25 protein-coding genes and 1 pseudogene are annotated in these 26,268 nt (G+C 63.9%); 10 read left to right on the forward strand and 16 right to left on the reverse strand.

The genetic code is table 11. The annotated features are described in order from the left end of the window. The first annotated feature begins 227 nt into the window (after positions 1-227). The 5 genes and pseudogenes from queF to ureG all read left to right on the forward strand — a co-directional run bounded on the left by queF (position 228) and on the right by ureG (position 3,451). On the forward strand, positions 228-1,067 hold the full coding sequence (gene queF / locus KBA32_RS08405) for an NADPH-dependent 7-cyano-7-deazaguanine reductase QueF (protein WP_294357438.1): 840 nt from the start codon (positions 228-230) through the stop codon (positions 1,065-1,067). Between the two features lie 36 nt (positions 1,068-1,103). After that, positions 1,104-1,643: pseudogene (ureE, locus tag KBA32_RS08410) on the forward strand (urease accessory protein UreE); the annotation flags it as partial. Beyond that, positions 1,640-2,332: an urease accessory protein UreF gene (locus KBA32_RS08415; RefSeq protein WP_294357440.1), complete on the forward strand. Its 693-nt coding sequence runs from the start codon at positions 1,640-1,642 to the stop codon at positions 2,330-2,332. The pseudogene ureE and the gene KBA32_RS08415, both read left to right, overlap by 4 nt. A 166-nt stretch (positions 2,333-2,498) precedes the next feature. Further along, positions 2,499-2,837, forward strand: coding sequence for an endonuclease domain-containing protein (locus KBA32_RS17100; protein ID WP_367113763.1), 339 nt, complete (start codon positions 2,499-2,501; stop codon positions 2,835-2,837). Further along, entirely contained in the window at positions 2,834-3,451 is a 618-nt protein-coding gene (gene ureG / locus KBA32_RS08425; RefSeq protein ID WP_294357445.1) for an urease accessory protein UreG, read from the forward strand. Before KBA32_RS17100 ends, ureG begins: the two co-directional genes overlap by 4 nt. Here the strand turns inward: ureG and KBA32_RS08430 are convergent. From KBA32_RS08430 to dhaK (KBA32_RS08490), 13 genes are all read right to left on the reverse strand, one after another. Continuing rightward, the gene (locus KBA32_RS08430) at positions 3,439-5,064 is read right to left on the reverse strand and encodes a methyl-accepting chemotaxis protein (RefSeq protein WP_294357447.1); all 1,626 of its coding nucleotides are present in this window, start codon (positions 5,062-5,064) and stop codon (positions 3,439-3,441) included. The two genes, ureG and KBA32_RS08430, sit on opposite strands and share 13 nt — an antisense overlap. A 219-nt stretch (positions 5,065-5,283) precedes the next feature. Continuing rightward, complete coding sequence (gene dhaL / locus KBA32_RS08435; protein ID WP_294357449.1) at positions 5,284-5,916, reverse strand: dihydroxyacetone kinase subunit DhaL; 633 nt, start codon at positions 5,914-5,916, stop codon at positions 5,284-5,286. Between the two features lie 33 nt (positions 5,917-5,949). Further along, the gene (gene dhaK, locus KBA32_RS08440) at positions 5,950-6,945 is read right to left on the reverse strand and encodes a dihydroxyacetone kinase subunit DhaK (RefSeq protein ID WP_294357451.1); all 996 of its coding nucleotides are present in this window, start codon (positions 6,943-6,945) and stop codon (positions 5,950-5,952) included. Next, the gene (locus KBA32_RS08445; RefSeq protein ID WP_294357453.1) at positions 6,942-8,030 is read right to left on the reverse strand and encodes a glycerol dehydrogenase; all 1,089 of its coding nucleotides are present in this window, start codon (positions 8,028-8,030) and stop codon (positions 6,942-6,944) included. The genes dhaK (KBA32_RS08440) and KBA32_RS08445 overlap by 4 nt, the downstream gene beginning before the upstream one ends. Positions 8,031-8,247: 217 nt before the next feature. Then, positions 8,248-9,843 (reverse strand): ABC transporter substrate-binding protein, encoded by a 1,596-nt coding sequence (locus KBA32_RS08450; RefSeq protein WP_294357455.1) that lies wholly within the window; start codon positions 9,841-9,843, stop codon positions 8,248-8,250. Between the two features lie 228 nt (positions 9,844-10,071). Continuing rightward, positions 10,072-10,368 (reverse strand): DUF2160 domain-containing protein, encoded by a 297-nt coding sequence (locus tag KBA32_RS08455; protein ID WP_294357457.1) that lies wholly within the window; start codon positions 10,366-10,368, stop codon positions 10,072-10,074. 24 nt (positions 10,369-10,392) lie between these two features. Continuing rightward, complete coding sequence (locus tag KBA32_RS08460; protein WP_294357459.1) at positions 10,393-11,205, reverse strand: carbohydrate ABC transporter permease; 813 nt, start codon at positions 11,203-11,205, stop codon at positions 10,393-10,395. Continuing rightward, positions 11,198-12,091, reverse strand: coding sequence for a carbohydrate ABC transporter permease (locus tag KBA32_RS08465; RefSeq protein ID WP_294357461.1), 894 nt, complete (start codon positions 12,089-12,091; stop codon positions 11,198-11,200). Before KBA32_RS08465 ends, KBA32_RS08460 begins: the two co-directional genes overlap by 8 nt. Then, a complete protein-coding gene (locus tag KBA32_RS08470) occupies positions 12,088-13,164 on the reverse strand; it encodes an ABC transporter ATP-binding protein (protein WP_294357463.1) in 1,077 nt (358 codons plus the stop codon). Before KBA32_RS08470 ends, KBA32_RS08465 begins: the two co-directional genes overlap by 4 nt. A gap of 1 nt (position 13,165) precedes the next feature. Then, a complete protein-coding gene (locus tag KBA32_RS08475) occupies positions 13,166-14,179 on the reverse strand; it encodes an ABC transporter ATP-binding protein (RefSeq protein WP_294357465.1) in 1,014 nt (337 codons plus the stop codon). A 567-nt stretch (positions 14,180-14,746) separates the two neighbouring features. Further along, positions 14,747-15,736 (reverse strand): dihydroxyacetone kinase subunit DhaK, encoded by a 990-nt coding sequence (gene dhaK / locus KBA32_RS08480; RefSeq protein WP_294357467.1) that lies wholly within the window; start codon positions 15,734-15,736, stop codon positions 14,747-14,749. Between the two features lie 50 nt (positions 15,737-15,786). Then, positions 15,787-16,815, reverse strand: a complete 1,029-nt coding sequence (locus tag KBA32_RS08485) for a LacI family DNA-binding transcriptional regulator (RefSeq protein ID WP_294357470.1) — start codon at positions 16,813-16,815, stop codon at positions 15,787-15,789. Between the two features lie 178 nt (positions 16,816-16,993). Continuing rightward, positions 16,994-17,983, reverse strand: a complete 990-nt coding sequence (gene dhaK / locus KBA32_RS08490) for a dihydroxyacetone kinase subunit DhaK (RefSeq protein ID WP_294357467.1) — start codon at positions 17,981-17,983, stop codon at positions 16,994-16,996. Positions 17,984-18,539: 556 nt separating this feature from the next. Here dhaK (KBA32_RS08490) and KBA32_RS08495 point away from each other — a divergent pair. Genes KBA32_RS08495 through KBA32_RS08505 form a run of 3 tightly spaced genes read left to right on the forward strand, consistent with a single transcriptional unit; the run spans position 18,540 to position 21,897 of the window. Then, positions 18,540-20,045, forward strand: a complete 1,506-nt coding sequence (locus tag KBA32_RS08495; protein ID WP_294357473.1) for a YifB family Mg chelatase-like AAA ATPase — start codon at positions 18,540-18,542, stop codon at positions 20,043-20,045. Position 20,046: 1 nt separating this feature from the next. After that, positions 20,047-21,249: a multidrug effflux MFS transporter gene (locus KBA32_RS08500; protein ID WP_294357475.1), complete on the forward strand. Its 1,203-nt coding sequence runs from the start codon at positions 20,047-20,049 to the stop codon at positions 21,247-21,249. 18 nt (positions 21,250-21,267) lie between these two features. Beyond that, on the forward strand, positions 21,268-21,897 hold the full coding sequence (locus KBA32_RS08505) for a LysE family translocator (RefSeq protein WP_294357477.1): 630 nt from the start codon (positions 21,268-21,270) through the stop codon (positions 21,895-21,897). Between the two features lie 7 nt (positions 21,898-21,904). Here the strand turns inward: KBA32_RS08505 and KBA32_RS08510 are convergent, their stop codons facing one another. The 3 genes from KBA32_RS08510 to KBA32_RS08520 all read right to left on the reverse strand — a co-directional run bounded on the left by KBA32_RS08510 (position 21,905) and on the right by KBA32_RS08520 (position 24,283). Further along, entirely contained in the window at positions 21,905-22,177 is a 273-nt protein-coding gene (locus KBA32_RS08510; RefSeq protein ID WP_294357479.1) for a type II toxin-antitoxin system HicA family toxin, read from the reverse strand. Between the two features lie 61 nt (positions 22,178-22,238). Beyond that, the gene (locus KBA32_RS08515; protein WP_294357481.1) at positions 22,239-23,555 is read right to left on the reverse strand and encodes an ATP-binding protein; all 1,317 of its coding nucleotides are present in this window, start codon (positions 23,553-23,555) and stop codon (positions 22,239-22,241) included. Next, a complete protein-coding gene (locus KBA32_RS08520; RefSeq protein WP_294357483.1) occupies positions 23,552-24,283 on the reverse strand; it encodes a response regulator in 732 nt (243 codons plus the stop codon). Before KBA32_RS08520 ends, KBA32_RS08515 begins: the two co-directional genes overlap by 4 nt. 280 nt (positions 24,284-24,563) lie before the next feature. Here KBA32_RS08520 and KBA32_RS08525 point away from each other — a divergent pair, with 280 nt between their 5' ends. Both KBA32_RS08525 and KBA32_RS08530 read left to right on the forward strand, forming a co-directional pair. Next, on the forward strand, positions 24,564-25,115 hold the full coding sequence (locus tag KBA32_RS08525; RefSeq protein ID WP_294357484.1) for a periplasmic heavy metal sensor: 552 nt from the start codon (positions 24,564-24,566) through the stop codon (positions 25,113-25,115). A gap of 6 nt (positions 25,116-25,121) precedes the next feature. Continuing rightward, positions 25,122-26,268 (forward strand): efflux transporter outer membrane subunit (locus KBA32_RS08530; RefSeq protein ID WP_294357486.1); only part of this gene is annotated, 1,147 nt, incomplete at its 3' end.

Here is a 26,268-nt window from a genome sequence, read left to right on the forward strand (position 1 = left end):
GCCCACAAGCTCCACAGCGCTCAATCCAATCGATATAAAATCCGGGAAAGTCAAAACCAAATCCCCGGCACCGGCCTTAGCTTATTCCTCCCCGGTGACTGTCCAAACGACCGGGACCACCGCACTCCTTTGAAGAGCCCCTATGGTCCGTTATTACGTACGTCGGCCAAGTAGCCAACATGGGGCATGTCGATCACGCCCAGACGTTGACCGGTAAAATCCACCCCATGAACACACACGCCGACCCCAGCCCACTCTCTCCGCTCGGTAAACCGACGGACTACTGCGACCAGTACGCACCTGAATTGCTGTTCCCCATCCCCCGCCAGATCAAGCGCAGCGAGATCGGCATCGACGCGGGCGCCTTGCCCTTTATCGGTGAAGATATCTGGAACGCCTACGAGTTGTCCTGGCTGAACGGGAAGGGCAAACCCGTCGTCGCCGTTGGCCGCTTTCGCGTCCCTGCCGACAGCCCGAACCTGGTCGAATCCAAATCGTTCAAGCTCTACCTGAACTCGTTCAACCAGACGCCTTTTGCCGACATCGACGCCGTCGCGACCGCGCTGACCCGCGATCTCTCCGCCGCTGCTGGCGGCACGGTCGATGTCGACTTGCAGCCGCTCGGCGATCGACCGCAGGCGGTCATCGCCTACCCGGACGGCGAACTGCTGGACGATCTCGATATTGCCATCGACACCTACGAACCGGCACCCGGCTTGCTGCGCGTTGCCGACGCGCCCGTCGTCGAGGAAACGCTCTACTCGCACCTGCTCAAGTCGAACTGCCTGGTCACCGGGCAGCCGGATTGGGGCATGCTGGTCATCCGCTATCGCGGCCGGCCGATCGACCGCGAAGGGCTGTTGCGCTACATCGTCTCCTTCCGCAAGCACAACGAGTTTCACGAGCAGTGCGTCGAGCGCATCTATTGCGACCTCCAGCACCAGTGCGCACCGGAAGCGCTCGCCGTATATGCCCGCTACACGCGGCGCGGGGGGCTCGACATCAATCCGTTCCGTAGCAGCGGCGAGTTCTCCCCGCCCGCCAACATCCGGGAAATCCGCCAGTAAGGAAGGGGGTCGGCGCACCTATCCGCGAAACACCGCACAAACCACCCACCCACCGACTCCGTCGCACTCGCCTACGACGAGCGCAAGCGCAGTCGCCTCCAGGAGCTGCTCGCATCCGGCAAGGAAGCGGGGATCTTCCTCGAACGCGGCGATCACCTGCACGATGGCGACCGCCTACAGGCGGAAGACGACTCAACCATCGTCGAAATCGTCGCTGCGCCGGAGAAACTGATCGAGGCAAGTGCGGACACCCCCCTGCTCTTCGCACGCGCTGCCTACCATCTCGGCAACCGACACGTTCCTGTACAGATCGTGCCGACGGACACGGGCGGCAAACTGCGCTTCCAGACCGACCACGTGTTGGCCGAAATGGTGAAGGGACTCGGCTGCACGGTCGCCGAAACCGAAGTGCCGTTCCAACCCGAGTCAGGTGCGTATGGTTCACACGGAGGACATCACCATCACGGGGATGATCACGACCATCACAGCGAAGAGCACGCCCGCCTGCACAACCCGGGGCACGGACCGCATCGCTCGATGCCGCGCATCCACGAGTTCAAGCCCGCCAAGTCATGAACGCGCCCGCCCCGATGGCGCTGGTGCGCCTCATGCAACTCGTCAGCCCGGCCTTGCCGGTTGGCGCCTATACCTATTCGCAGGGACTGGAGTGGGCCGTCGAATCCGGGCGCATTCGCAACGAAACCAGCGCCGGCGAATGGATCGGCGACCTCATGCAACACTGCATCGGGCGCTTCGAAGCGCCACTGGTCGCCGCGTTGATGCAGCACTGGGCATCGGGCAATACGAAAGAAATCGCGCGCCTGAACGCCGACTTTCTCGCCAGCCGTGAATCGGCCGAACTGCGCGCCGAGACCGCCCAGATGGGCTTCTCGCTCAACCGCTTGCTGAACGACCTGGGCGTGCCGGTGTTGACGACCTTGCGCGCCCAACTCGCCGGCCTGCCCGAGATCGCCTGCCCCACCGTCTGGTCCGGTCTCGCCGCGGCTTGGCGGATTGCACCCTACGATGCCGTCTGCGGTTACCTCTGGGCGTGGGCCGAGAACCAGGTCATGGCAGCGCTCAAGGCGGTGCCGCTTGGTCAGGCGGCGGGGCAGCGACTGCTGTCCCAGTTGGGTGAAACGGTGCCGGCGATTGCCGAAGCGGCGCTGACACTGCCCGAAGAAGAATGGTCCAACCTGACGCCGGCGTTCGCGCTATGTTGCGCACGGCATGAGACGCAGTATTCAAGGTTGTTCAGGTCATGATGGATAATCGGGGTATGACAAGAGAAAAGCCTTTAACCCCCCCTTACCCCCCCTTGTCAGGGGGGAACAAACCGCTCGGACGGGGAACGACACAGTCCCCTCCCCTGACAAGGAGAGGGCCGGGGAGGGGTTAACGCGCCCCAAACACCTCCCCTACGACCCAAAACTGACAGCATTCGCCCGCGCCAATCGCAAGACCCCCACTCCCGCCGAAACCACCCTCTGGCAAAAGCTCCTGCGCAACCGCCAGTTCCACGGCTACAAGTTCCTGCGCCAGAAGCCGATCGGGCCCTATGTCGCCGACTTCTACTGCGCCGAGCTGAAGCTCGTCCTCGAGATCGATGGCGACATCCATGCCGCGCAGGAGGCTTACGACGCCGAACGCACGGCCTATCTCGCCCGGCAAGGCATCCGCGTGCTGCGCTACACGAACCTCGACGTCGGCCAGCAGCTTGCCGGCATCCACGACGACCTGACCACTCACCTTGAGAGAATCACCTCATGAACACTTCACCCCTGAGAGTCGGCATCGGCGGCCCCGTCGGTTCCGGCAAGACCGCGCTGACCCTCGCGCTGTGCCAGGCCCTGCGCAACCAGATCGACATGGCGGTCGTCACCAACGACATCTACACCGCCGAGGACGCCAAGTTCCTGGTCAATCACTCGGCGCTGCCGCCCGAGCGCATCATGGGCGTGGAGACCGGCGGTTGTCCGCATACAGCGATCCGTGAGGATGCTTCGATCAACCTCGAGGCCATCGACCGCCTGCAGCGCGCCTTCCCCGACGTGCAACTGATCCTCGTCGAGTCGGGCGGCGACAACCTGGCGGCGACCTTCTCGCCCGAGTTGTCCGACCTCACGATCTACGTGATCGACGTCGCCGCCGGCGAGAAGATTCCGCGCAAGGGCGGCCCGGGCATCACCAAGTCGGATCTCCTGGTCATCAACAAGATCGACCTCGCGCCGATGGTCGGCGCCTCGCTGGAAGTGATGGCGCGCGACGCCAAGGCGCAACGCGGCGAGCGGCCGTTCATCTTCTCCAACATGAAGACCGGCGAAGGCCTCGACAAGGTGATCGCCTTCATCCGCGAGCGCGGGATGCTGGCTTACAAGCGGTAAGCGCTGACGATCCGCCGCATCTCGGTCGACAGCCCTTCGAGGGTCTCGGCCGCCTGCGCACCGTTGGCGGCGGCGGTGTGGTTTTCCTCGGACATCGCGGCGATGCGTTCGATCTGCTTGGCGATGTTGTCGGTCGCCGCACCCTGCTGGCGGATGGCGACGGCGATTTCCTCGACGCGTACCACCGCGTCGTGGCTGCCGCCGCGGATCTGCTTGATCGCGTCGTTCGCCTGCTGCGCATGGCCGACACCGACGCTCACCTTGGCGACGACGCCCTGCATCCCGGTCACCGCGTCGCCGGCCGCGACGCGCATGGCATCGATCGTCCCGGCGATTTCCTTGGTGGACGACGACGTCCGTTCGGCCAGCTTGCGTACTTCGTCAGCGACGACGGCGAAGCCGCGTCCCTGTTCGCCGGCGCGCGCCGCTTCGATCGCCGCATTGAGCGCCAGCAGGTTGGTCTGGTCGGCGACCTCCTTGATCACGGCGACGACGTTGGCGATCTGCTGGCTGTGCCGTTCGAGCCCGTGGATGCGCTCGGCGGCTTCGTTGACGGTCAGCGCGATGTCCTGGATGTCGCCCGCCGTGCGTCCGATCACCTCCTCGCCGGAAGTCGCCAGGCGGCCGGATTCGCTGGAGATGCCACTCGCCTCCTGCGCGCGGTCGGCGACGTGGTTGATGCTCACCGTCATCTGCTGTACCGTCGCCGCCATCGTCGACGCGGCATCGCTCTGCAGATTCGACGCCGTCGCCACCTGGCCGGAAATCGCCGTCATCTGGTCGGCGGCATCGGCCACCGCCACCGCGCCTGTCGCGATCGTTTTCAGGTTGCCCTGCAACTTGTCGAGCAGGCGGTTCAAGGCCATCGTCATCTGGCCGATTTCGTCGTCCTTACTGTTCTTCACGCGCACGGTGAAATCGAGGTCGTTCTCGACGCGGCTGATCATCGACTGGATTTCCGCGAGCGAGGTCTTGATCGCGCGCAGCAGCAGGAAGCCAAGCAAGCCGACGACGAACAAGCCGACCAGCATGACGCCGAGCGATACGTTGCGCCCCTGCCCGGCGCTGCCGAGCGCCTGCTCCTTGGTCGCCTCGGCCAGTTTGGCGTTGAAAGCCATGTGTTCGTTCAGGCTCTTCAGCGTATCGCTGCCGAGCGGGGCGAGCTTGGTGACCATCAACTCGCGCGCGTATTCGTTCTCGTAGCGCCGCAGCCGGGGCAGGATCTCGGCATTGAAGTATTCGAAATACGCTTTCACGTTCTTCTGGTCGGCGGCCAGGAAAGTCTGGTCTTCGGCATTGACGACGAGCCCGGCGTAGCTCTCGAAGAGCTTCGCAATCTCGGCGCCCTTGTCGCCGATCTGCTTCTCGAGCGCGACCATTTCTTCGTCGTTGCTGTTCAGGAAGAGCGCGAACATGCCGACGCGCGCGTCCATGAATGCCTGTCGCGACGCCCCGAGCGTCTGGATGCGTGCCAGCGCGCCGTCGTTGATCTCCTTGATGCTCTGCGTTCCCTTGCTGGCCACATAAAGGCCGACGCCGCCGACGATGAGCAGCGCGCCGACGGAAACCGCAATCATCAGAAGGATTCTGGCGGAGATGGTGACTGCCTTCATGGACGAACCTTTCTTGCTCTTGCACAAAAGCGGAGGCCGGCGCGCTGCTTGCGACGCCTCTCCCGGAAAAAAACGCCCCGGAACCGAAGGAGTATTCCAGGGCGAAAGTTCAAAACCCGAACCACATCCGGAGGCGGGCGGTGTACCAAGCCGCCCGCGCCCGGTCAGGCACTTGAACTGCGCGGTCCTCCCTGACTTGCGTCGCCGCGCTTACTGGAGTCAAGCCGAACCTTGAAGCAAACGCGTGAAGATGATGCCGATGGCCGTCGCGCCGGCGTCGGGGAACGAGATGCTGCGATCCCCGACATAGCTGGCACGCCCCTTGGTCGCGGCAATCAGCTTGGTCCGTTCACCACCGGCGACGGCTTCGGCGGCCGCCTTCGGCAGGGCGACGGCAAACGACTCGCTGGCCGCACCGCTGGCCTTGACCGACTCGACGGCCGGGATCAGCGCGTCGAGCAGCGTCTTGTCGCCGAGCTTGGCACCACCCCGCTTCTGCACCGCGTCGATCGCCGCCTGCACCATCTCGCCGGTCTCGGCCAGAGTCAGCGTTTCCTTGCCCTGGGCGTAGCGGCCCATGGCGCGGAAGCCGGAGCCCCAGATCGGGCCGGAGGCACCACCACAATGCTCGGTGATGATCATGCCGCAGTCCTTGAGGAAGGCGCCGATGTCCTCCTGGCTGTGGTTGGCCCACTCGGCCTTGACAACCTTGAAGCCCTTCGCCAGCGACATGCCGAAGTCGCCGTCGCCGGCCACCGAGTCCAGCTCGCAGAACGGCACTTCGTTTTCGATGATGATGTCGCACATCGCCGCGATCGTGCGGACCACCTGCTCTTTTGTGAACGTTTCCATGCGAATTACCTCGTACTTTCCCTCGTGGTTACCTCAGATTTTCAGCGCCGGCGTATCGGCTGCCGCGTCGAGCAGCGCCTTGGTTTCGGCGTCGAGACGCAGGATCGAGATCGACGCACCCGCCATGTCGATCGCCGTCATGAAGTTGCCGACGAAAGTGCGGTAGATCTTCAGTCCCTTGGCTTCGATGAACGACGAAACGGCGTTGTTGAACAGATACAGCTCCTGTAGCGGCGTCGCGCCCAGCCCGTTGATCATCACCGCGACTTCTTCCCCGGCGACGAACGGCACGTCGGCGACGATCTGATTGACCATGCGCTCGGCCAGCTGGCTCGCCGTCGGCAGTTTTTCGCGCGCGATGCCCGGTTCGCCGTGGATGCCGACGCCGAACTCGATTTCGTCCTCGGCCAGCGAGAAGGTCGGCGTGCCCTTGGCCGGCACCGTGCAGGAGTTGAGCGCGAACCCCAGGCTGCGCACGTTGGCGATCACCTTTTCAGCAACGGCCTTGACCTCGTCGAGCGACTGCCCCGCCTCGGCCGCGGCACCGGCGATCTTGTGCACGAAGATGGTTCCGGCGACGCCACGACGGCCGACGGTGTACAGGCTGTCTTTGACCGCCACGTCGTCATTCACATAGACGCGGGCGACCTTGATGCCTTCCTCCTCTTCAGCCATTTCTGCGGCCGCGTCGAAGTTCATGCAGTCGCCGGAATAGTTCTTGACGATCAAGAGCGTGCCCTTGGCGCTCTGCGTGTCGACGATCGCGTTGAAGACCTGGATCGTCGATGGCGACGCGAACACGTCGCCGCACACCGCCGCGTCGAGCATGCCGGTGCCGACGAAGCCGCCGTGCGCCGGCTCGTGACCGCTGCCGCCGCCCGAGATCAGGCTGACCTTCTGCTTGTTGACCTTGGCGCGGCTGATGATCTTGAACTTCTTGTTGAAGGCAAGCTGCGTCGGGTGCGCCTTGATCATGCCCTCGCACATCTCGATGACGAGATCCTCGGGCTTGTTGATGACCTTCTTCATGCGTGAGCCCCCAGCTTGTCAGCCGCGAAGATCGCGCCGCAGACCATTTCGGCGGTGACCGGGAACGGCATGTTGTGGATCGTCTCGCCTTCGGCGGTGGCACCGATCGCGACCTTCATGACCTTTTCCGGCGTGACTTCGGTAACGCCCAGGTCGGCGAAGCAGGTCGGCAAACCGACCGACTGGCAATACTTGATGGTGCGCTCAAGTTCTTCCTGCGGGGCGTTCTCGAGCACGAGCTGGACGATGGCGCCGAAGGCAACCTTTTCACCGTGGAAGAACTTGTGCGTTTCTTCGAGCACGGTCAGACCGTTGTGGATCGAGTGGCAGGCGGCGAGGCCGGAGCTCTCGAAACCGAGGCCGGAGAGCAGGATGTTGGCTTCGATGACGTTTTCCAGCGCCATCGTGACGACGTTGGCTTCGCAGGCGGCCTTGGCCTTCAGCGAATCTTCGAACAGCGTTTCGTAGCAGAGCTTGGCGATCGCGTTGGCGGCCATCGTGCTGTTGCCGTGCGAGGCATTTTGCGCGAACGACTTGGCGCAGGCGCGGGCTTCGATCCAGGTCGAGAGCGCGTCGCCCATGCCGGCGACGAGGAAGCGGACCGGCGCGCGGGCGATGACGCCGGTGTCGACGAGCACGAGATTCGGGTTTTGCGGGAAGAAGAAATATTCTTCGAATTCGCCGTGTTCGGTGTAAATGACGGCCAGCGCGCTGCACGGCGCGTCGGTCGAGGCGATGGTCGGGACGATGATCACCGGCTTCTTGGTCAGGTACGCGCAGGCCTTGGCGGTGTCGAGCGACTTGCCGCCGCCGAGACCAATGACGACGTCGCAGCCTTCCACTTCGACAACGGCCTTCAGGCGCTTGACTTCGGCCCAACTGCATTCGAGGTTGAAGCCGCCGGAGAGGAGCTCGAACGGCGAGCGCTGCTTGGCTTCGTCGAGCAGCGACTGCACGCGACCCTGGTCGTCCTTGGAGGAAATCAGGAGCGCCTTGTTGCCGAACGCCTTAACGTATTCGCCCAGGTTGCACAGTTCGTTTTCGCCCTGAACGTACTTCGACGGGGAGATCATTACCTTTTTCATTTCTGCTTCCTTTCGGTTCGTAAATTGGGGATGCCTGACTTCTTAGGGTTAGCTCGCCTCCTGGAGGGCCGACGGCATCTCCATAAGGACTGTTCGTTAGCGCCGCGTGACGCGGCCGTGAGTGATCGATTTGTTCGGGTGGATCGGTTCTCCGAGGCCGGCTCCGGCAGAAATACCGGAGCCAGCGACCCAGGACCAGGTCAGACAGGGATTAGGATTAACGGGCCTTGCCAGCCTTCCACGCGCTGAGCAGCGCGTCGTAGGCAATCGTTTCACCCTTGACCTTCTCGTTGTCCAGCTTCTTCCACGGGGCGTGCTCGGTGCTCAGCCACTTGGCCGGATCGCCCTTCGGATTCAGCTTCGGCGCGCAACGGGCCATACCGGCACGTTGCAACCGCGACATGACCTGGTCCATTTCCTCGGCCAGATTGTCCATCGCCTGTTGCGGCGTCTTTTCGCCGGTAACGGCCACGGCGACGTTCTTCCACCAGAGCTGAGCAAGCTTCGGATAATCCGGCACGTTCGTTCCGGTCGGCGTCCAGGCAACGCGTGCCGGGCTGCGGTAGAACTCGACCAGACCACCGAGCTTCGGCGCCATTTCCGTCATCGCCGCCGACTGGATGTCGGATTCGCGGATCGGGGTCAGGCCAACCACCGTCTTCTTCAACGATGCCGTCTTCGACGTCACGAACTGGGCATAGAGCCAGGCACCGGCCAGCTTGTTGGGATCATGTCCTTCGAAGAAGGTCCATGAGCCGACGTCCTGGTAGCCGTTCTGCATGCCTTGCTTCCAGTACGGGCCGTTCGGGCCGGGGGCCATGCGCCACTTCGGCGTGCCGTCCTCGTTCACGACCGGCAGACCCTTCTTGGTCATGTCGGCGGTGAAGGCGGTGTACCAGAAGATCTGCTGGGCGATCTGGCCTTGCGCCGGGACCGGGCCCGATTCGCCGAAGGTCATGCCGGTCGCTTCCTTCGGTGCGTACTTCTTCATCCAGTCGACGTACTTGGTCAGCGCGTAGACAGCGGCCGGCGAGTTCGTCGCACCACCGCGCGCAACCGAGGCGCCTTCCGGGTTGCAACCGTCTGCCGAAGCGCGGATGCCCCACTCGTCGATCGGCTTGCCGTTCGGGATGCCGACATCAGCCGTGCCGGCCATCGACAGCCACGCGTCGGTAAAGCGCCAACCCAGCGATGGATCTTTCTTGCCGTAGTCCATGTGACCATAAATCGGCTTGCCGTCGATCGTTTTCACGTCGTTGGTGAAGAACTCGGCGATGTCTTCGTACGCGCTCCAGTTCAGCGGAACGCCCAGGTCATAGCCGTACTTGGCCTTGAACTTTTCCTTGAGATCGGCGCGATCGAACAGATCGGCGCGGAACCAGTACAGGTTGGCGAACTGCTGGTCGGGCAACTGATACATCTTGCCGTCCGGTGCGGTCGTGAAGCTGGTGCCGATGAAGTCCTTGATGTCGATGCCCGGATTCGTGAAGTCCTTGCCCGCGCCGGCCATGTAGTCGGTCAGGTTGAGGATCTTGCCGTAGCGATAGTGCGTACCGATCAGATCGGAGTCGCTGATCCATCCGTCGTAGATCGACTTGCCGGACTGCATCGAGGTTTGCAGTTTTTCGACGACGTCGCCTTCCTGGATGAGGTCGTGCTTCAGGTTGATGCCGGTGATTTCGGAGAAAGCCTTGGCGAGAACCTTGGACTCGTATTCGTGCGTGGTAATCGTTTCCGAGACAACCTGAATCTCGGTGACGCCCTTCGCCTTCAACTTGGCGGCGGCGTCGATGAACCATTTCATTTCCGCCATCTGCTGATCCTTCGACAGGGTCGATGGCTGGAATTCACTGTCAATCCACTTCTTGGCTGCGGCTTCATCTGCCCAGGCCTGTCCGGTGAGGGCGCATGCGACGGCGACTGCTAGTACGGAAAATCGTAGTTTCACAATCAATCTCCTCAGAAGTTTATGGTTCGCCCCTGTGTAACAGGCATTTCCGGCTCCAGGGGCTGCAAGCCGTTTCCCGTTTGCCGCAACTTCCTAGCCCTTGCGCATGATCAACGCGAGCAGGAGCATGGAAAGCACAAAACTGATCCAGACCGACGGCTCCGCCTCCAGCCCGAACCAGACGGTCAGCTTGCCGCTGATGCCGACGAAGGCCAGATTGACGTAGGCGGCACTGACCAGCCCGATGAACAGGCGGTCGCCCCGCGTCGTTTCGAGCGGCAGGAAGCCCTTGCGCATGACCGTCGGCGATTTGATTTCCCAGACCGTCATGCAGGCGAGCATGAGTGCGATGCAGATGAAAAACACGGCGACCGGTGTGGTCCAAGCCATCCAAGCAAACATGTCGATCTCCAATCAAACACGGCCCATCGCGAAACCCTTCGCGATGTAGTTACGGACGAACCAGATGACGATGGCACCCGGCACGATGGTCAGCACGCCGGCGGCGGCGAGCGTCGCCCAGTCCATCCCGGAAGCCGAGACGGTACGCGTCATGGTGGCGACGATCGGCTTGGCATTGACGCTGGTCAGCGTGCGCGCCAGCAACAGTTCGACCCAGCTGAACATGAAGCAGAAGAACGCGGCGACACCGATGCCGGCCTTGATCAGCGGGATGAAGATGCGCACGAAGAAGCGCGGGAAGGTGTAGCCGTCGATGTACGCCGTCTCGTCGATCTCGCGCGGGATGCCGCTCATGAAGCCTTCGAGGATCCAGACCGCCAGCGGCACGTTGAACAACAGGTGCGCCAGCGCCACGGCGATGTGCGTGTCCATCAGCCCGACCGTCGTGTAGAGCTGGAAGAACGGCAGCAGAAAGACGGCCGGCGGCGTCATGCGGTTGGTCAAGAGCCAGAAGAACACGTGCTTGTCGCCGATGAAGCTGTAGCGCGAGAACGCGTAGGCGGCCGGCAGCGCGACGAAGAGCGAGATCACCGTGTTGATGGCGACGTAGATCAGGCTGTTGATGTAGCCCGTGTACCACGACGCATCGGTCAGGATGAGCTTGTAGTTGTCCCAGGTGAAATGGGTCGGCAACAGCGAGAAACTGGCGAGGATCTCCGTGTTCGTCTTGAACGACATGTTGATCATCCAGTAGATCGGCAGCAGCGCGAAGATGATGTACGCCACCATGAAGATGGAGCGCTTCTGGAACTTGTTCTTATTCATGACCACCCTCCTTTTCCTGGGTGCCGACGCGCTGCATCCAGTTGTAAAGAATGAAGCAGAGCAGCAGGATGATCAGGAAGTAGATCAGCGAGAATGCTGCTGCGGGACCGAGGTCGAACTGGCCGACCGCTTTCTGCGTAAGGAACTGCGAGAGGAACGTCGTCGCGTTGCCGGGACCGCCGCCGGTGAGCACGAACGGTTCGGTGTAGATCATGAAGCTGTCCATGAAGCGGAGCAGGACGGCGATCATCAGCACGCCGCGCATCTTCGGCAGCTGCACGTACCAGAACACCGCCGCCTTGCTCGCACCGTCGATGCTCGCCGCCTGGTAGTAGGCATCGGGAATCGAGCGCAGGCCGGCGTAGCCGAGCAGGCCGACGAGCGGCGTCCAGTGCCAGACGTCCATGACCAGCACGGTGACCCAGGCATCGACCGCATTGCCGGTGTAGCTGTAGTCGACGCCGAGCCACTTCAGTCCGGCGCCGAGCAGGCCGATGTCGGCACGGCCGAAGATCTGCCAGATGGTGCCGACGACGTTCCACGGGATGAGCAGCGAGAGCGAGACGATCACCAGCACGGCCGAGGACTTCCAGCCTTGCGAGGGCATCGCCAGCGCCAGCATGATGCCGAGCGGCAGTTCGACGGCAAGCACCGCCATCGAGAAGGTGAGCTGGCGAAGCAGCGCGCCATGCAGCTCCTCGTCGCGCATGATCGCCGAGAACCACTCGGTGCCGACGAAGACCTGCTGGGTCGGCGAGATGATGTCCTGCACCGAGTAATTGACGACCGTCATCAGCGGCATGATGGCCGAGAAGGCGACGCAAATCAGGACGGGCAGGATCAGGAACCAGGCCTTCTGGTTCACCGGTTTGGTCGTGACGCTCATCGTACGATCTCCTCATTCTTGTAGAAACAGGTGTGCTCGCCCATGACCTTCAGCCACACGGCGTCGCCCGGCGACAGCGAGGACATGTCGGATGGAAGGCGGGCCTTGAGCGCGTAGTTGGCATTGCTCGCGGAGAGCATCAGGTGCGTGCCGACGTCGAGGATCTTGTTGGCCGTCATCGGCAGCGCGCCCGGCGCACCCGGTTCGGCAACGGCGACGTACTCGGGACGGATGCCAAGCTTGATCTCGCCCTTGGGCAGCTTGCGGCCGGCCGGCAGATCGAAGCTGACGCCGCTCAGATGCAATCCGGCGGCATCGACCTTGCCGGCGAGGAAGTTCATCCCCGGCGAACCGATGAAGTGACCGACGAAGGTATGACTCGGCTGCTCGAACAAATCCGCCGCCGAACCGACCTGCACGGCGCGGCCGCGCGTCATGACGACGACCTGATCGGCAAAGGTGAGCGCTTCCACCTGATCGTGCGTCACGTAGATCAGCGTCAGCTTCAGTTCGTGGTGAATCTGCTTCAATTTGCGCCGCAGCTGCCATTTGAGGTGAGGGTCGATGACGGTCAGCGGTTCGTCGAACAGCACGGCGGCGACGTCCGGGCGGACGAGGCCGCGGCCGAGCGAAATCTTCTGCTTGGCGTCGGCTGCCAGACCGGAGGCGCGGTGATTCAACTGGCCGCTCATCTCGAGCATTTCGGCGATTTCACCGACGCGCTTCTTGATCTTGTCCTCCGGAACCTTGCGGTTGCGCAGCGGAAAGGCGAGGTTCTCGGCGACGGTCATCGTGTCGTAGATCACCGGGAACTGGAAAACCTGCGCGATGTTGCGTTCCTGCGGCAGGAGCGTGGTGACGTCACGGCCGTCGTACTTGACCGTGCCCTGCGACGGTGTGACGAGGCCGGACATGATGTTGAGCATGGTCGTCTTGCCGCAGCCGGACGGGCCAAGCAAGGCGTAGGCGCCGCCGTCCTCGAAGGTCATCTTGAGCGGCAGCAGCGCGTAGTCGCTGTCCTGCTGCGGGTTCTTGTTGTAGGCGTGAGCCAGATCCAGATCGATGCGTGCCATGTCAGTACTCCCCGCCCCGGGCCGGCGAGAGCAGCAGCATCCCGTCGGCATCAAACACATAAACCAGCGCCGGATTGAAGTAGAGCGTGATCGCGGCGCCGAGATCGAAGTAGTGCACCCCGGTCAGCTGGGCCACCAGTTCGCCGACCGGCGTGTCGAGGTGGACAAAGGTGTCCGAACCGGAGATTTCGGCGAGCTCCACCTTCGCGGCCAGCGGCACGTCGTTGCCCTCGCCGCGCACGCGCAAGGCGCTGGCACGCAGACCGACGGTGAAGCGCCGCGAGTTCGTTTTCGGCAGATCGAGCTTGAGCACCGGCCCGCCATCGAGCTGCAGGCCGCCAGCGAGGCCGCTGGCCGGAAGCAGATTCATCGGCGGATCGCTGAAGGCACGCGCCACGCGCAGCGACTTCGGTTTGTTGAAGACTTCGGAGGTCGGGCCGTATTGCAGCAGTTCGCCGGCGTCGAGCACCGCGGTGTAGCCGCCGAGCAGCAATGCTTCGCTCGGCTCGGTGGTGGCGTAGATGACGGTCGAATTGCCTTCGGCAAACAACGCGCTCAACTCGTCGCGCAGTTCTTCGCGCAGCTTGTAGTCGAGGTTGACCAGCGGTTCGTCGAGCAGCATCAGCGGCGCGCCCTTGGCCAGCGCACGCGCCAGCGCCACGCGCTGCTGCTGACCGCCGGACAGTTCGGACGGGTAGCGGTCGAGGAACATCTCGATGTGGAGTTTTTCGGCCAGCGAGCGAACGTGCTGGTCGATGCCCTTTTCGCCGCGCAGCTTCATCGGCGAAGCGATGTTGTCGTACACGCGGAGCGAGGAATAGTTGATGAATTGCTGATAGACCATCGCGACGTTGCGTTCCCGCACCGGCACGCCCACCACGTTTTGGCCATCCACCAGCACTTTCCCTTCGGTCGGCTCGTCGAGCCCGGCCATGATGCGCATCAGACTGGTCTTGCCCGACTGGGTCGCCCCCAGCAGGACGGTGACCGCGCCGCTGCGCGGGGAAATGCTCATATCGTACAACCAGGACTGCGGCCCTACTTTTTTGCTGATGCCTTCCAGAGTCAACTGCATCACGCCACCCTCTTCGTTTGTTTAAATTCGAAAAAGCTTCAGTTCCTCAAGTAATTCTTGTTGCACAAAACCTTTGATCGACTGCTTGTCCGACAGGCGTCGGACCGAGAGCACACATCAGGCGGCTGCAGGCATTCCCGGATTCAGGGAAAAACGATCCCGCTCGCGGAACACGCTGCCCGCGAAACAAAATCAATAACGAAAAACCGGGAAATGCCCTTCTATGACTTCTTGTACTTGTTGACTGTCATACCCCACCCTCCTCGCTTCATCACCGTGCCGCCTTGCTTTCTGTACATCCTCCACAGGAGGACCGAAGCGTTGTTTGCGACCCGGTGTGTTTGTTGTCGTCCTGTTCAATGCAGAACTGTGATGTGGTTACTCTAGCACCAACCAAAATAATAAATCAACCAAGAAAACACAAAATCTTTGTAAAACAAAGGAAATAAATCAATCAAGGGAATGAAGTCTCGCCGCACTGGATCTCTGCGGCGAAAAGGAGGGGAGCTACATTCCCCAGCGGAGGGCCGGGGTGTGGACGGGGTCGTCCCAGAGCTGGAGGATTTCCGGACTGGTGATCGTGCAGGTGATCGAGCAGCCCGCCATCTCGAGCGAGGTGACGTAGGAGCCGGTGAGGTAGCGCACGGCTTTGATGCCCGATCGTTCGAGTACCTTGCGCGCGGCGTTAACCATCAGGTAGAGCTCTTGCAGCGGGGTTCCGCCAAATCCATTGACGAGAAGGATGACTTCCTGGCCAGTCGTCAGCGAGAGGTCCTTGATCACGGCGCCGGCAAGTTCGTTGGCGATGGCGTCTGCGCTTGCGAGCGGGACGCGACGGCGCCCCGGTTCGCCGTGGATGCCAACGCCGATTTCCATGTCGCTTTCGCGGATGTGGAAGGTGGGCTTGCCGGCGGCGGGGACGGTGCACGAGGTCAGCGCGACGCCCATCGAGGCGGTGTTCTTGTTGACGGCGTCGCCCAGTTCTTTCAGTTGTTCGAGCGTGTAGCCGCGTTCGGCGGCGGCGCCGAGGATCTTTTCGACGATCAGGGTGCCGGCGACGCCACGCCTTCCGTTGGTGTGCGGGGAGTCTTCGAGGGCGACGTCGTCGTTCACGATGACCATGGCGTTGTCGAGCTCGAGCATTTCGGCGGCCATTTCGAACTTCAGCATGTCGCCAGGGTAGTTCTTGACGATGAACAGGATACCGGCACCGCCATCCACCGCTTTGGCGGCGTTGAGCATCTGGTTGGGGTTCGGCGAGGTGAAGATCTGCCCCGGACACGCAGCGTCGAGCATGCCGTGTCCGACAAAGCCGATGTGCAGCGGTTCGTGTCCGGCACCACCGCCCGATATCAACGCGACCTTGCCCGGCTTGACCTGACGCCTTCTTACGTATTCCCGCTCGGCGCCCACCTCCACCGTCTCCGCATGCGCCAGCGCAAAACCGTCCAGCGCTTCATCACGAATCTTGCCGACCTGATTCATGAGCCTTTTCATGGTTCGCTCCGGGTCTGAAAAAAGCTGTTCGCCATTTTTTCGGCCACCGATCAATGAATGTTTTCAGCGGTCAGGATTTCGACGCGCGGTTGGACGACACTGAGCGCGCCGCGCACGTTTTCGCACAACCCCCGCAAAACCCGAGCCGCGGTCAGTACGCAGTAGTAGATGTCCTGATTCAAAACGTACGAGAGTTCGCCGCCGATCAGGAAGGTTTGATGCGCTTCGGTAAAGTCGTGCGCAACCAGGCCCTGCATCTGGTCGATGCCGAGTTCCTTGAGAGCGCGCACGATGCCGTCCGTGCCCACGCCAACGCTGTATATCCCCGCGAGGCAGGAAGGATCGATCTCGCTCTGCAGATACTCCCGGAGGCTCGTGTAAATACCTGCGTCGTCGTACGGCAGATCGGGTGCGCGCACGACCTTGAGCTGGCGGAAACGTTCTTCGACCACCTGCGCGAAGCCGATGCGTCGCTCGATCTCGGCCGACATGCGCGTCGTTTGCGAGAGCAAGAGCAAGGTATCGCGCGTCGGGCTCGCCATCCGCGCCAGCAGCAAACCCGCCGTTCGTCCAGACGCGCGGTTATCGGCACCGACAAATACCTCGCGCATCGACCCGGCGACGTCCGAAAACAACGTAACCACGTGAACACCAGCGCGCACCTGCTCGTTGATCGCCAGCTTGACCGCCGGCAAATCGGGCGCGAGCAGGACAATGCCGTCGCAGTCGCTGACCTGCGCCAGGGAGGCCGCGAACTCGGCCGGATCGTCCGCACTGAAACGATACGTGACCTCCGTCGTGTGCTTGTGGCGAAAGTCGCCGGCGATCAAGGCGATCTGCCGCTCGACCTGATCAACGAACTGCGAATTGCCAGCCGGGAGCACGTAGGCGAAGCGAAAGTCGGTGCGCAAGCGCGGCCGGCCGCGCTGAACGACCGGCTCCCCCAAGGCAGCCACGGACTGCATCACCTTCTGGACGGTTTCCGCATTGACGCCCGACCGACCGTTCAGCACACGATCGACCGTTGCCGTGCCCACCCCCGCGTGGCGTGCGATTTCAGCAATCGTGGTTGTGGTCATGGCCGTCATCGAAAAAATGATGCCGGCACTTTACCCAGCGACAAAGCATAAATCAATCTATCGGGCGAATTTACATCAAGATATAAATCAATCACAACGGGAGAAATCGGCGGCTTGCGTCGCCTCCTCCAGGCAGGCTACGGACCGGCCAGCCTCCCGCCGAACGTGTCGAAACGAGCTACATTCCCCAGCGGAGGGCCGGGGTGTGGACGGGGTCGTCCCAGAGCTGGAGGATTTCCGGACTGGTGATCGTGCAGGTGATCGAGCAGCCCGCCATCTCGAGCGAGGTGACGTAGGAGCCGGTGAGGTAGCGCACGGCTTTGATGCCCGATCGTTCGAGTACCTTGCGCGCGGCGTTAACCATCAGGTAGAGCTCTTGCAGCGGGGTTCCGCCAAATCCATTGACGAGAAGGATGACTTCCTGGCCAGTCGTCAGCGAGAGGTCCTTGATCACGGCGCCGGCAAGTTCGTTGGCGATGGCGTCTGCGCTTGCGAGCGGGACGCGACGGCGCCCCGGTTCGCCGTGGATGCCAACGCCGATTTCCATGTCGCTTTCGCGGATGTGGAAGGTGGGCTTGCCGGCGGCGGGGACGGTGCACGAGGTCAGCGCGACGCCCATCGAGGCGGTGTTCTTGTTGACGGCGTCGCCCAGTTCTTTCAGTTGTTCGAGCGTGTAGCCGCGTTCGGCGGCGGCGCCGAGGATCTTTTCGACGATCAGGGTGCCGGCGACGCCACGCCTTCCGTTGGTGTGCGGGGAGTCTTCGAGGGCGACGTCGTCGTTCACGATGACCATGGCGTTGTCGAGCTCGAGCATTTCGGCGGCCATTTCGAACTTCAGCATGTCGCCAGGGTAGTTCTTGACGATGAACAGGATACCGGCACCGCCATCCACCGCTTTGGCGGCGTTGAGCATCTGGTTGGGGTTCGGCGAGGTGAAGATCTGCCCCGGACACGCAGCGTCGAGCATGCCGTGTCCGACAAAGCCGATGTGCAGCGGTTCGTGTCCGGCACCACCGCCCGATATCAACGCGACCTTGCCCGGCTTGACCTGACGCCTTCTTACGTATTCCCGCTCGGCGCCCACCTCCACCGTCTCCGCATGCGCCAGCGCAAAACCGTCCAGCGCTTCATCACGAATCTTGCCGACCTGATTCATGAGCCTTTTCATCGATCCCCTCGGTATGAAAAACAACGCAACCCAACAAACCCTGTCTTTGTATTTGAAGGCAAGCACAGCGAAACGACCGCTCGGCAGGCCAATCTGATAATGGGTCTTCTGGCAAGCAAAAAACGGATGCTCTGCCGGCATCCATTTACCCGACACGCGGCAGCAAGGCCTTGAAACGCACATTTGATTTTTGCAGCAGAAGGGATGGAGTCTAGAGCAAAATGGCCTCCCTGTCGCGAACCGTTTCGGAAGAAAGAGCTCCCGATATACGTGCAAACCCGCCGCGCCCGACGCGACCGCGATGGCGCAGCAGCCGCGCTTCCCGAAAACCACTCTACCGCGCTGAACTCCTCGGCCTTCGGCCTCGATCTCAGCCGAGCACCAAGAAATCAATTAAATGATGAATGTGTAAGCGATTGCCCCGTCCCGATGGTCAGCGCATAAAGCAAGGCCATTGCTTGCGGTTTATAATCAAGCGCTCATCGCATTTGTCACGGGCAACAGTCTTCATACCGTTGCCGATTTTTCCCTCCGCATCTCCCACTCCTGAAACCCCATGCCGCTCGCCATCGTTCATAGCCGTGGTCTGGACGGACTTTCCGCGCCGGAAGTCGCCGTCGAGGTGCACCTGGCCGGCGGTCTGCCGCAGGTGACGCTGGTTGGCTTGCCCGATACCGAAGTGAAGGAAGCGCGCGACCGCGTGCGCGCCGCGCTGCAGAATTCGGGCTTCGAGTTCCCGGCGAAGCGAATCACCGTCAACCTGGCGCCGGCCGACCTGCCGAAGGAATCGGGGCGCTTCGACCTGCCGATTGCGCTCGGCATCCTCGCCGCTTCCGGGCAGATTCCCGACAAGGCGCTCGCCGACTACGAGTTCGCCGGCGAACTCTCGCTCTCGGGCGAGCTGCGCCCGATTCGCGGCGCGTTGGCGATGGTGCTGGCCGCCAGTGAGAAGAAGCGCAGTTTCGTGCTGCCGGAGACGAGCGCGAGAGAGGCCGCGCTGGCAAGCAACGCGAACATCCTGAAGGCGCACACGCTGCTCGAAGTCTGCGCGCATCTCGCCGGCCAGGGGGCTCTCGAACCGTGCCTGCCGGATGCAAACGACGCCACCGATCCGGTTGGCCACCCTGATCTCGCCGACGTGCGCGGGCAGACGCAAGCCAAGCGCGTGCTGGAGATCGCCGCCGCTGGGGCTCACTCGATTCTGTTTGCAGGCCCGCCGGGCAGCGGCAAGTCGATGCTTGCCACGCGTCTGCCCGGCCTCTTGCCGCCGATGAGCGAGGAAGCGGCGCTCGAATCGGCGGCCGTGCTCTCGCTCGCCGGGCAGTTCCGACCCGAGAGCTTCAAGCGTCATCCGTACCGATCGCCGCACCACACCGCCTCTTCGGCCGCCCTTGTCGGCGGCGGCAGCGTGCCGCATCCGGGCGAAATCTCGCTGGCGCACCAAGGCGTTCTATTTCTTGATGAACTGCCCGAGTTCGACCGCCGCGTGCTCGAAGCCTTGCGCGAACCGCTGGAAAGCGGCCGCATCCATATCTCGCGCGCGGCGCGGCAGGCCGACTTCCCGGCGCAATTCCAGCTCATCGCAGCGATGAATCCGTGCCCCTGCGGCCACCACGGCACGAGCGAAGCGGGCAACCGCTGCCGCTGCACACCGGACCAGGTGGCGCGCTATCGCAGCAAGCTCTCCGGCCCGCTGCTCGACCGCATCGATCTGCAGATCGAGGTGCCGGCGCTGCCGGCCGAGGCGCTGCAGGGCGCCGCCGAGGGTGAATCGTCGGCAACCGTCCGCGCGCGCGTCAGCGCCGCACGCGCCCGACAGCACGCGCGCCAGAACAAGGCGAATGCCCATCTCACCACCAAGGAAATCGACGCGCACTGCCAGCCCGATGCGGCCGGCGCCGCGTTGCTGAAAAACGCCGTCACTCGCCTCAACCTCTCGGCGCGCGCGTATCACCGCGTGCTCAAGGTGGCACGCACGATCGCCGATCTGGCGGCGAGCGACGCCATTCTTCCGGCCCACATCGCCGAGGCGGTGCAGTACCGCCGTTTCACCAAGGACTGATTTGCAACCGACCCGTACCCTCTCGCCGCGCGGCATGACGATCCTGCTTGCAGGACTCTCCGCGCTCGGCCCGTTCTCGATCGACACCTACCTGCCGTCATTCCAGGACATAGGCGCCAGCCTCAACGCGACACCGCTCGAGGTGCAGCAAACGCTCACCGCCTACATGCTCCCGTTCGCCCTCATGTCGCTCTGGCACGGCGCAATCGCCGATGCGCTCGGCCGCCGCCGCGTGCTGCTCGTCTCGCTGGCGTTGTTCGGACTCGCCTCGGCCGGCTGCGTATTCGCGACACGCATCGAGCATCTCTGGGTGCTGCGCGCACTGCAAGGCATCACCGCCGGCGCCGGCATCGTCGTCAGTCGGGCCATCGTGCGCGACCTCTACGATGGCGCTGCCGCGCAACGCCTGATGTCGCACATCAGCATGATGTTCGCCCTGGGACCGGCGATTGCGCCGGTGATCGGCGGCCGGCTGCAGCAGTGGTTCGGCTGGCAGTCGGTGTTCGTCTTCCTCGTCGTCGCCACCTTCATGGTCTGGTTCGCCTGCTGGCGGCTGTTGCCCGAGACCTTGCCGGAAGCGCAGCGCCAGCCCTTGCACCCGACCTATCTCGCACGCGCCTATTGGCACGTACTGACCTCGCCCGCCTTCCTGCTCGCCTGCGCCGGCCTTGCCTTCAACTTCGGCGGCTTCTTCATCTACGTGATGTCGGCGCCGATCTTCCTGATGCGCCACCTCGGCGTGCCGGAAACCGGCTTCTTCTGGCTGTTCGGGCCGGCGATGATGGGCCTGATGAGCGGCTCGTGGCTCTCGGGGCGCTTCGCCGGCAAGATCACCGCACGCCAGACGATCAAGCGCGGCTACCTGATCATGGGCGCGGCGACGCTGTGCAACGTCGCGCTCAACCTCGCGCTGCCGCCGGCGCTGCCGTGGAGCGTGCTGCCGATCTTCGTCTATACCTTCGGCATGTCGGTCGCCATGCCCAGTCTGACGCTGCTCTCGCTCGACCCCTTCCCGCAGCAGCGCGGCCTCGCCGCCTCGTGCCAGATGTTCCTGCAGTCCGGTTTCAACGGCCTGCTCGCCGGCGTCATCGCGCCGCTCGTCTGGGGCTCGACGCTGACGCTGGCTTGCGGCATGGGCGGCATGATGTTCTTTGGCGCGACCGCCGCCTGGCTGCACAGCCGGCGACCGGCGCATCAGCCGTAACTTTTTCAGGAAGAAGCCATGTTCGGCACCCACGATCTGGTCATGTTCGTCATCGCCGGACTGCTGCTCAACATCACGCCCGGCGCCGACACGCTCTACATCGTCGGCCGTTCGGCGAGCCAGGGCGCGCGCGCCGGTGCAGTCGCCGCGCTCGGCATCGGCGCCGGCTGTTTCGTGCATGTGAGCGCCGCCGCGCTCGGGCTGTCGGCGCTGCTCTCGGCATCGGCGCTCGGCTTCGCCATCGTCAAGTACGTCGGCGCCGCCTACCTGTTCTACCTCGGGGTTTCGATGATCGTGCGCCATGCTCGCCCGACCGATGCGGCCAAGACCCTGGCCGCCGAAGCACTGTCACGCGTCTTCTGGGGCGGCTTTCTGACCAACGCGCTGAACCCGAAGGTCGCGCTCTTCTTCCTCGCCTTCCTGCCGCAATTCATCGACGCGGCAAGCCCGAGCAAGGGACTCGGCATGCTCTTTCTCGGCGTGGTGTTCACCTTCAACGCCACGCTGTGGAACCTCTTCGTCGCCTGGTCGTCGGCGACCGTTTCCAGCCGCTTCAAGGCCTCGCCGGCCATCGCCGCCTGGCTCAACCGCGCCTGCGGCGGCCTGTTCCTCTACTTCTCGCTGAAGCTGGTGCGCAGCAACGCTTAGGCTTGGATCAACTCGCCTCGTAGGAGGACAGCGTCACGCCGGCATGCGCCAGGAATTCGCGGATCTGCTTGATTTCCGGCTTGGCACAGGTCGAGTTGTTGTGCGGGTGATGCAGGAAGACCTCGACGCGGTTGAGCACCGCGCGCACCCGCCCGCCGTGCGCCGGTTCGACCGTGGCGCCGAGGTGCGTGAGCAGCGACTCGATCTCGCGCCAGTGGATGTTGGCGCTGATCGGGTCGTGGTAGATCGTTTGCAGCAGGTGCAGGTGTTTGTGACTCATGCCGGCCTCCCCAATCGGTTGCTGCCGCCTATTCTGCGCCCTTCCGCGCCGAAATGCGCGCTCAGGTCGCCGCCAGCGGCAGGCTCAGTTCGACTTGCAGCCCGCCGCCCGGCGCCTCGCCCAACACGACTTCCCCGCCGCTCACCTTGACGATGCGGCGCACGATCGCCAGCCCCAGCCCGCAACTGCCGCGCGTGGCGCGCGCCGGGTCGATCTGGGCGAAGGCTTCGAACGCGCGTTCGCGCTGTTCGGACGGGATGCCGGCGCCGTGATCGCCCACCTTGAGCGAGACGAAACCCTGGCGCTCGACGGCGAGCGCGATCTCGACCGGCGGCGCGCCGTACTGCAGCGCATTGCCGATCAGGTTGTCGAGCACGCGTTGCAGGTTGCCGTGCGCGATCGCCACTTCGACGGTCGCCGCTGCATCGCTCACCGCGATTTCGACAGGACGGCCCAACTCGCGCTGACGCGCGACCTCGTCGCTCACCGCGTCAGCGATCAGGATCGGCTGTACGGCTTGCGCGCCTTCCTCGCTACGCAGGAAGGCGAGGCACTGGTCGACGATGCGTTCCATGTCGTCCGCATCGCGCGTCAGTCCTTCCCGCTCGGCGTCGTTTTCAAGCAAGGCGAGGCGCACGCGCACGCGCGCCAGCGGCGCACGCAGGTCGTGCGTCAGGCCGGCAAGCATTTCGCGGCGCTCGGCGTCGGCGGCAACCAGCCGGTCGACCATGGTGTTGTGCTGCACGGCGAGACGACGCACCTCGCTCGGCCCCTCCGGCTCGACCTTGCGCGTGCTACCGTCACCGACCGCGTCGACCGCCGCGCCAAGGCTGGCCAACGGACGCACGATGCCACGCACGAACAGGCCGGCGATCAGCATCAGGGTCGCCAGCGTCGCCGCCAGCCACAGCCAGAGGTCGTGCGGCAGACCCGGCGCCTTGAAGCGCGGCGGCGGCAGCACCAGCCACCAGCGTTCGCCGCCGGCCATGAAGCCGATCCACAGGCCACCCGGTTCGCGCCGTCCGTCGTGCCGGAGGATGACCGGTTCGTCGAGCTTGTGTCCAAGCCGCTCGGCCAGGTCACTGGCGAAACCAAAGCGCGGTGAGTATTCGGGCACCGAGGGGCCATCGGGAACAAGCTGCATGCCGGGCTCGCCGACGTCACGCTCTTCGAGCCGGCGCCGCGCCTCGGCGTCGAGTCCGGGCAGCACGGTTTGCAGGAGCTTGATCTGCCCGACGATAAACTGCGTCGTCTGCCGCACGTGGGCAATTTCGCCCTTCCTGAACACCAGCGAAAAAGTCACCCACTCGGCGACCGCGACAATGGCGATGACGAGCAGGACCGTGCGCGCAGCAAGCGACGAAGGCAAAAGCTTCACTGCGGCGAGCCCTCGCTTTTATCGCCATGGTCGCCATCGGGGACGAACACGTAGCCGACGCCCCACACCGTCTGCAGGTAGCGCGGCCGCGCCGGGTCGGCTTCGAGCAGACGTCGAAGTCGGTGAATCTGCACGTCGATGGCGCGGTCGAACGACTCGCTGTCGTCGCCGCGCGTCAGTTCGAGCAGGCGCTCGCGCTTCATCGGGCGTCGCGCGTTGGCGACCAGCGCGTTGAGCAGCGCGAACTCGCCGCTGGTCAGCGCGACGACTTCGCCGCTGCGCGACAGCTGGCGCGTGCCGCGATCGAGGCTCCAGTCGCCGAAGGTGATGACGCCGCCGTTCGCATCGGGCGCCGCCGTCGACTGTTGGCCGCGGCGCAGCACGGCCTCGATGCGGGCGACCAGTTCGCGCGGGTCGAAGGGCTTGCCGACATAGTCGTCGGCGCCCATTTCCAGCCCGATGACGCGGTCGACCGGCTCGTCTCGCGCGGTGAGCATGATGATCGGCAGCGTCTCGCCACGCCCGCGCAGGCGCCGGCAGGCGGCCAGCCCGTCCTCGCCCGGCATCATCAGGTCGAGCACGACGAGATGCGGCTGAAAGCGCTCGAGGTAGGCGTCGAGCTGGCGCGTGTCGGGCAGGAGCAGCGTGTCGAAGCCGTGCCGGCCAAGGTAGGTCGCCAGCAACTGGCGCAGCTCGGGGTCGTCGTCGACGAGGAGAATCTTTTTCATGACAGAGCCTTGAACTTGTAAATCCGTGCAAGTTATCGCGCGGTCATCGCGTTCGTTGCAGGTGTTGTGGTTAACTGCCTTCCCCCATAGGAAGCGGTTTAGCATGGCGGCCATTCTATGCCCCGCATTTCGCGCTGGCTGGCACGGGAAACAATTTGAAACCATCTTCCCCGGAGCTGAAATCCTTTGCAACCGGGGCCGGCCGAAAATGGCGTCGTCGAAAGAGGCCATGCGCTCGCTGGCACGGCACGACGGATCAACCGATAGAAAAGGATACGCAATGAAAACCAGACTCTCCCCCAGACTGTTCCTTGCCACATCGGCCATCGCTCTCGGTATCGCCACCAGCGCCATGGCCATGCCGTTCGGCGGCGACCGACCGGACGGCGGCAGGCCCGACCATCACATGATGTTCAGCGGCAAGGGCATCGCACGCCTGCACGACGACCTGAAGCTCGACGCCAAGCAGGAAGCCGCCTGGCAGCAGGCCGACAAGGCGAGCAAGGACGCGATGGCCGGCATGCGCGAACGGATGACCAAGCATCACGACGAAATCCAGGCGCTGATCGACAAGCCGGGCACCGATCTTCGTGACGTGGCCAAGCGCATGGACGACTTCCGCACCGAGGGTCAGAAGCTGCATCAGGAGAACCGCGACCGCTGGTTCGCCGTCTATGACACGCTGAACGCCGAGCAGAAGGAGAAGGTGCGCGTCTTCTTCAAGGGCATGAGCGAACGCATGGGCAAGATGGGCGGCCACCACGGCGGCTGGGGCGACCGTGACGGACGTGGCCCGCGCGACGGTCGCGGTCCAGCGCCCGACGCGAAGTAAGCGCCGATGGATCGACGCTTCACGCAAACCGCAGTCGTTGCGCTCAGCCTCGCGCTGAGCGCCTGCGCCCAGTTCGCCGGGCGGCACGGTGATGCTACGCCGGTGGCGTCGGTGACGACACCACCGGCCTGGACGCGCAGCGACCCGGCGATCAGGACGGCCGCCGCCACGCCGGAATCCCTCATCGGCTGGTGGCGGCAGTTTGGCGACGCGCAGCTCGACGCGCTGATCGCCGAATCGATGATGGCGGCGCCCGACCTGCGTACCGCGCAGGCCCGCTTGCGCCAGTCGCGCGCCAGCCGCGACCTCGCCGTGGCCAATCTCTACCCGACGATCGGCGCCTCGGCCTCTGCAACCCGCTCGCGCACCGGCACCGAGGCCGGCGGCAACGACGCGTCGCGCACGGTCTATCGGGCCGGCTTCGACGCCAGCTGGGAACCCTCGATCTTCGGTGGCTTGCGCGATGCGGCCGACGGCGCCACGGCCGACGTCGCCGCCGCCGAAGCCACGCTCGATTCGACACGCGCCTCGCTGGCTGCCGAGGTCGCGCTCAATTACGTCAATCTGCGCGCCGCGCAGCAGCGCCTCGTCATCGCGCGCGACAACGTCGCCAGCCAGGGCGAAACCGTACAGATCACCGAATGGCGTGCACTCGCCGGACTCGCCAGCGCACTCGACGTCGACCAGGCGCGCACCACACTGGAACAAACGCGCTCGACGATTCCCGGCCTCGAAAGCGCGCGCGCCGAAGCCGAACATCACCTCGCCGTGCTCGTCGGCCGTCCCGCCGGCAGCCTGCGCGAATCGCTTGCCGAGGCCAGACCGCTGCCCGTGGCGCCGAGCGAAATCGCCGTCGGCATCCCGGCCGACGCGTTGCGCCAGCGCCCCGACGTGCGCGCCGCCGAGTTCACGCTACAGGCCGAGATCGCGCGCAGCGCCGAACGCGAAGCCGACCGCTACCCGAGTCTTGCACTCTCCGGCTCCTTCGGCTGGCAGGCGTTCAGCGCCGCCGCGCTGGGCGGTGCAGACGGCGTTGTTTCCTCGCTGGTCGGCAGCCTGGCCTGGACGCTGTTCGACGGCGGCCGCATCACAAGCCGCATTGCCGTGCAGGACGCGGTGCAGGAGCAGGCGCTGATCGCCTACGAGAAGGCCA

Source organism: Propionivibrio sp. (genome assembly GCF_017995515.1).
In the GTDB taxonomy this organism is placed as follows: domain Bacteria; phylum Pseudomonadota; class Gammaproteobacteria; order Burkholderiales; family Rhodocyclaceae; genus Propionivibrio.